Raw genomic sequence first — 5607 nt, 5'->3', positions numbered from 1 at the left:
GGGGCGCAAGGCGGACCCAGACCTCATCTGTCAACACAAACCGCTCTTCGTTCATTCAAACCTCCATTTTGGAAGCTTGAATCAGATTTCAGCCAGCTTGGGAATCCTGAATGTCCACAGACCCTACAAAACCATTTGGCGCGCCTAGTCTCCGAGTCCGGTGGACGCGATGGAGCGGTGTTTTGATAGGTGCACTTTCGAACAGAGTTTTGAGGGCTTTATCGATGTTCGCGGCGTCTCTCTGTGTCGGTTGTGATCAAGAGACCGCTGGCGCAGCGGGATTGACTGCGTCAAATGTTCTGGTCGCCCCCTTGGTCTACCCAGTAGCGGCTGCAGCGCAGTTGGGTAGAAACCAAGAGAACACTGTTCAACCCGTTCTTGTCAGGACTGGTGATGGAAAGGTTCTCTCGCCAAGTTTCGAAGGAACGCCTGAAGCTGAATTCCGGACTTCAAGAAGAACGGTTATTTGTTCAGGAGAGATCCCGTATTTTCGCGGAGCTGACGTCCACGATGGTTTTATCCCCTGCAGTGGCGGAAAAAGAGCGCAAGCGAAGCTTTTTTCTCACTACGGTAAGCAACTGGTTCTGGACATTGGTCCGGCGAATGTTGCTGTCAGGGAACTTAATAGACCTCAAGCCGCATATCCGATTTACGCGCTTGGGGAGGTCGAATTCCGTTGCAAAGGCAACTACTCCAGCTCATCTGGCAGCGCAGCGCCATTTATGGTCGGCTGCGGTTCTAGGTTCAGCGAGGGGGTGGGAGCAGTTTCGCTTCAGGCCAAGGACGGAAAGCGAAAACACTTGACGGTTTGGGTCGACGCCCCCCTCTGATCTTCGACCAGCTGCGGATTGTGGGCATCTTCACGGCCCTATGGTTTCGGCTTTTTGCGTGACTTTCCGGAGCCGACCGTGTTCAGAGAACAAGCGCCAACAGCCCCACACACAGACCACCTGCACCGGCTCCGATCATCGCCGGAGCAAGCCAGCCCCAGGAACTGCGCGGGTGCGCCTCTGTGTCCTGCACCTGCGCGACAAGCGCTCGTTCCACCAGCGCGGGCAGGCGCGGGCCAAAGCGAGCCATCACCCGGGCAGTGCTGAGCAGATCCGACGCCACCGCGCGCGGGCCGATGGATTTCTTGATGTAATCCTCGACCACGGGACGGGCGGCTTCCCAGATGTTGATATGAGGATCCAGCGAACGGGCGACACCTTCAACAACGACCATGGTGCGTTGCAAGAGGATCAGTTCGGTTCGGGTTTCCATGCCGAACCGCTCGGTCACCTCGAACAGATAATTCAGCAGGCGGCCCATGGAGATATGGCTGGCATCCATGCCAAAGATCGGCTCGCCTACCGCGCGCAGGGCGCGGGCGAATTCATCCACGTCTCGGTCGGCGGGGACATAGCCGGCTTCGAAATGCACCTCGGCGACGCGTTTGTAATCGCGCTTGATGAAGCCAAACAGGATTTCGGCGTAAACCCGGCGGGTGTATTCGTCGATGTGCCCCATAATCCCGAAATCATAGGCGATGATATCGCCATTGGCGGCGACCTTCAGGTTGCCTTGGTGCATGTCGGCGTGGAAGAAGCCATCGCGCAGGGCGTGTTGCAGGAACAGGGTCAGCACCCGTGCGCCCAGCACCTGCCTGTCGTGGCCCGCCGCATCGATGGCGTCATTGTCACCCAGGGGCACACCGTCAGCCCAGCCCAGCGTCATCACCCGGCGTGCCGAGTGGTTCCATTGAACCGGCGGCAGGGTAAAGCCCTCGTCCTGTCCCGTGTTGGCGGCAAATTCTGAGGCGGCGGCGCTTTCCAGGCGCAGGTCCAGCTCACCCTGTACCACGCCGTCGAAATGTTCGATCACATCCATAGGGCGCAGGCGCCGGGCGCCAGGGGCGAAAAGGTCGACGATGCGCGCTGCGAAATAGAAGGCGTCCACGTCTTTGCGGAAGGCGCGTTCAATGCCGGGGCGCAGCACCTTTACGGCGACGTATTCTCCGGTATCTGCCAGCCGCGCCCGATGTACCTGGGCGATCGAGGCGGCGGCAATCGGCTCGCTGAACTCGGAAAAGACCTCATCCACCGGGCGGCCCAGCTCTTTTGCCACTTCGGCCATCGCAACTTCGCGCGGGAAGGGGGGCAATTTGTCCTGCAGGACGCGAAGCTGCTGGGCCAGATCATCGCCCACCACATCGGGGCGGGTGGACAGGACTTGTCCGAACTTGATGTAGGCCGGTCCCAGCGCGGTCAGAGCGCGGGTCGCGGCGGGCATCTGTGGATCGCCCTTGTAGCCCAGCCATTTGAATGGCCAGCCAAGGGTATGCGCCAGGATGCGCAGCGGCTTTGGCGCTTCAAAGGCGTCCAGTACCACGTTCATGGCGCCGGTACGCTCCAACGTGGCGCCGGTGCGGATCAGGCGGATAATGTTGTGGGGACCGCGCATGGATCAGATCTTCCAGCCGGAGTGCAGCGCCGCGATGCCCAGGGACAGGTTGCGGTATTTGGCGTTTGCGAACCCGGCGTCCTTCACCATCTGAAGGAAGGTCTCTTGGTCGGGGAATTTGCGGATCGATTCGACCAGATACTGATAGCTGTCGTAGTCATTGGCGATCAGCTTGCCCATCCGAGGGATGACGTTGAAGCTGTAAAGATCATAAAGCTTCTGCATGCCGTCATTCGGGAGCTGCGAGAATTCCAGCACCATCAGGCGGCCACCGGGTTTCAACACGCGGTAGGCCTCCTCCAGTGCCTTTTGCGGGCGGGTGACGTTCCGGATCCCGAAGGAGATCGTGTAGACGTCAAAGGTATTGTCCTTGAACGGCAGCGCCATGGCATCGCCTGTGACCCAATCCAGGCTGTCGGCCATCTGGGCGGCTTCTGCGCGCATTCGGCCTTCCTCCAGCATTGGCTGGGTCAGATCCAACACGGTGGAATGCCCGTGCCCGGCGCGTTTCAGGAAGCGGAAGGAAATGTCGCCGGTGCCGCCTGCCACGTCCAGAAGACGCTGACCGGGGCGCGGCGCCAGCCAGTCCATCATCGCATCCTTCCAGATGCGGTGGATGCCGACGCTCATCACGTCGTTCATCACGTCGTATTTCGAGGCAACAGAGTTGAAGACGCCCTGCACGCGGCCCGCCTTTTCCCGCTCGGGAACGGTTTCAAAGCCGAAATGGGTGGTGGTGTCGTTTGTATCGCTCATGCGGCTTGCCGTTTTCCTAGGTTCGTCCCAGTTATAGGGCGCTTGCGGTCGGGCACAATGCGGCCCATGCATCTAAAGTGTCAGGAGCGATGTAATGCCAGAATTGCCAGAGGTCGAGACGGTGCGCCAAGGTTTGGCGCCTGCAATGGAAGGCGCGGTGATCACGCGGGCTGCAGTGAACCGCCCAGATCTGCGCTGGCCCTTCCCCGATCGCATGGCGGAGAGGTTGACCGGAGCCCGGGTCAATGCACTGAGACGCCGGTCGAAATACATCCTGGCCGATCTCGATACGGGGGAAACCCTGCTGGTGCATCTGGGCATGTCGGGCCGCATGACGGTCTCGGGGGATCCGCTGGGGCGTTTCGTACATGAGCATCCACAGGCCCAGAAGCACGACCATGTGGTGCTGGATATGGACAATGGCGCCCGCATCACCTTCAACGATCCGCGCCGGTTCGGGGCTATGGATCTCTTGGAGACCTCCACGGCAGAGCAGCACAAGCTGCTGTCGGTGCTGGGGCCAGAGCCGCTTGGCAATGATTTCCACGAAGATCACCTGACCGCTGCCTTCAAGGGACGCAACATGCCGGTGAAATCGGCGCTTCTGGATCAGGGAATCATCGCCGGTCTGGGCAATATCTACGTCTGCGAAACGCTGTTCCGGGCCGGGATCTCGCCCAAAAGAAAGGCAGGGCAGATTGCCGCGCCGCGCGTGGCGGCGCTGGTGCCGATCATCCGCACCGTGTTGGAAGATGCCATTCGCGCCGGTGGCTCCTCGCTGAAAGATTTCCGACAAGCCAATGGAGAACTTGGATATTTTCAGCATACCTTTGATGTCTACGGCCGCGAGGGAGAGCCGTGTCGGCGGGAGGGATGCGGCGGAACCATTGCGAGAATCACCCAATCCGGGCGATCGTCTTTCTACTGTGGCAAGTGCCAAAGATAGCTTGAACGAGATATGTCTCGTGATAATGACTCGTTTCTGAACGGAACAATCGAAAGCGATACCCATGGCCTATGAGACGATCAACGTCGAAGTGAAGGACCACGTTTGCCTCATCAAGCTGAACCGACCTGAAGCGTTGAACGCGCTCAATAAAGAGCTGCTGACGGAACTTTGCGCCGCCCTGGAAGAGGCTGACGCCAGCGAAAAGGTGCGCTGCATCGTACTGACCGGATCGGAGAAGGCATTTGCCGCGGGCGCCGACATCAAGGAGATGTCGTCGATGAGCTTCACCGAGGTGTTCTCGACCAATCTCTTTGCTTTTGTGAATGATCGCATCGCGGCTGTTCGCAAGCCGATCATTGCCGCGGTATCCGGCTATGCGCTGGGCGGTGGCTGTGAGCTGGCGATGCTCTGCGATTTCATCATCGCGGCGGATTCGGCCAAGTTCGGCCAGCCTGAAATCAACCTGGGCGTCATTGCCGGTATCGGCGGCACCCAGCGTCTGACTCGTTTCGTCGGTAAATCCAAATCCATGGACATGAACCTGACCGGTCGCTTCATGACCGCCGAAGAAGCCGAGCGCGCAGGTCTGGTGTCGCGCGTGGTACCGGGCAAGAAGCTGATCGAAGAAGCGATGGGCGCAGCCCAGAAGATCGCCGAGAAATCCCTGCTGACCGCGATGGCCGTCAAGGAAACCGTGAATCGTTCTTACGAGTTGCCGCTGAGCGAAGGCATGCTGTTCGAGCGCCGCGTCTTCCATTCGATGTTCGCCACCGAAGATCAGAAAGAAGGTATGGCCGCCTTCCTTGAAAAGCGCGAAGCGCAGTTCCGGGACAAGTAAGCCAGCCGTGCTGATATGAATGCGAAAGGGCAGGGGCGACCTGCCCTTTCTTTTTGAAAGACCGGCCTCGTGTCTATTGGCCTTGCCAAGGTTCGGCAGCCTCTGTATAGACCTCCGCCATACATGCGCGTGCAGCCCGCCTAGGCTAGAATCACACCGGTGGTCGGATCCGGGTTCGGCTGGCATTGCGTCTATTGAAAAACACGAACTCGATACAAAGGTCAGACACCATGGCAAATTCGCCCCAGGCAAAAAAACGCGCCCGTCAGAACGAAAAGCGTTTTGCTGTAAACAAAGCCCGTCGTTCGCGCATCCGTACCTTCCTGCGTAAAGTTGAAGAAGCAATCGCATCCGGCGACAAAGAGGCAGCAACCGCAGCTCTGCGCGCAGCCCAGCCCGAACTGATGCGCGGCGTGACCAAAGGCGTCTACCACAAGAACACCGCCTCGCGGAAAGTGTCCCGCCTGGCGGCCCGTGTCAAAGCGCTGGGTTAAATCTTAGAGCCCGATTTGAAACTAATTGAGTGAGTTCAGGAGGTTGTGTTTCTGTTCGGGTACGACACTGAACGGAGACCACGATGGCCTGGACCGAACTCACCCGCAGCCAGCATGCCCGTGAGGGC

Annotated in this window: 5 protein-coding genes; 3 read left to right on the top strand and 2 right to left on the bottom strand. The window is 59.2% G+C overall.

Going from position 1 to position 5607, the window contains the following annotated elements; translation table 11 throughout:
• Positions 1-912 precede the first annotated feature (912 nt).
• Together ubiB and ubiE are read right to left on the bottom strand one after the other, a co-directional pair.
• Entirely contained in the window at positions 913-2442 is a 1530-nt protein-coding gene (ubiB, locus tag AAFO90_RS23750; RefSeq protein ID WP_347511027.1) for a 2-polyprenylphenol 6-hydroxylase, read from the bottom strand.
• Between the two features lie 3 nt (positions 2443-2445).
• On the bottom strand, positions 2446-3198 hold the full coding sequence (ubiE, locus tag AAFO90_RS23745; protein WP_065272196.1) for a bifunctional demethylmenaquinone methyltransferase/2-methoxy-6-polyprenyl-1,4-benzoquinol methylase UbiE: 753 nt from the start codon (positions 3196-3198) through the stop codon (positions 2446-2448).
• 94 nt (positions 3199-3292) lie between these two features.
• Between ubiE and mutM the strand changes: the two genes are divergently transcribed.
• The 3 genes from mutM to rpsT all read left to right on the top strand — a co-directional run bounded on the left by mutM (position 3293) and on the right by rpsT (position 5479).
• Positions 3293-4144 (top strand): bifunctional DNA-formamidopyrimidine glycosylase/DNA-(apurinic or apyrimidinic site) lyase, encoded by an 852-nt coding sequence (gene mutM, locus AAFO90_RS23740; protein WP_347511026.1) that lies wholly within the window; start codon positions 3293-3295, stop codon positions 4142-4144.
• 64 nt (positions 4145-4208) lie between these two features.
• Positions 4209-4985: an enoyl-CoA hydratase gene (locus AAFO90_RS23735; protein WP_347511025.1), complete on the top strand. Its 777-nt coding sequence runs from the start codon at positions 4209-4211 to the stop codon at positions 4983-4985.
• A 230-nt stretch (positions 4986-5215) separates the two neighbouring features.
• Positions 5216-5479, top strand: a complete 264-nt coding sequence (gene rpsT / locus AAFO90_RS23730; RefSeq protein WP_065272199.1) for a 30S ribosomal protein S20 — start codon at positions 5216-5218, stop codon at positions 5477-5479.
• Positions 5480-5607 lie beyond the last annotated feature (128 nt).

It is taken from the genome of Phaeobacter sp. CAU 1743 (genome assembly GCF_039839315.1).
In the GTDB taxonomy this organism is placed as follows: Bacteria; Pseudomonadota; Alphaproteobacteria; order Rhodobacterales; family Rhodobacteraceae; genus Phycobacter; species Phycobacter gallaeciensis_A.
This window is presented reverse-complemented; position numbering and strand designations above follow the sequence as displayed.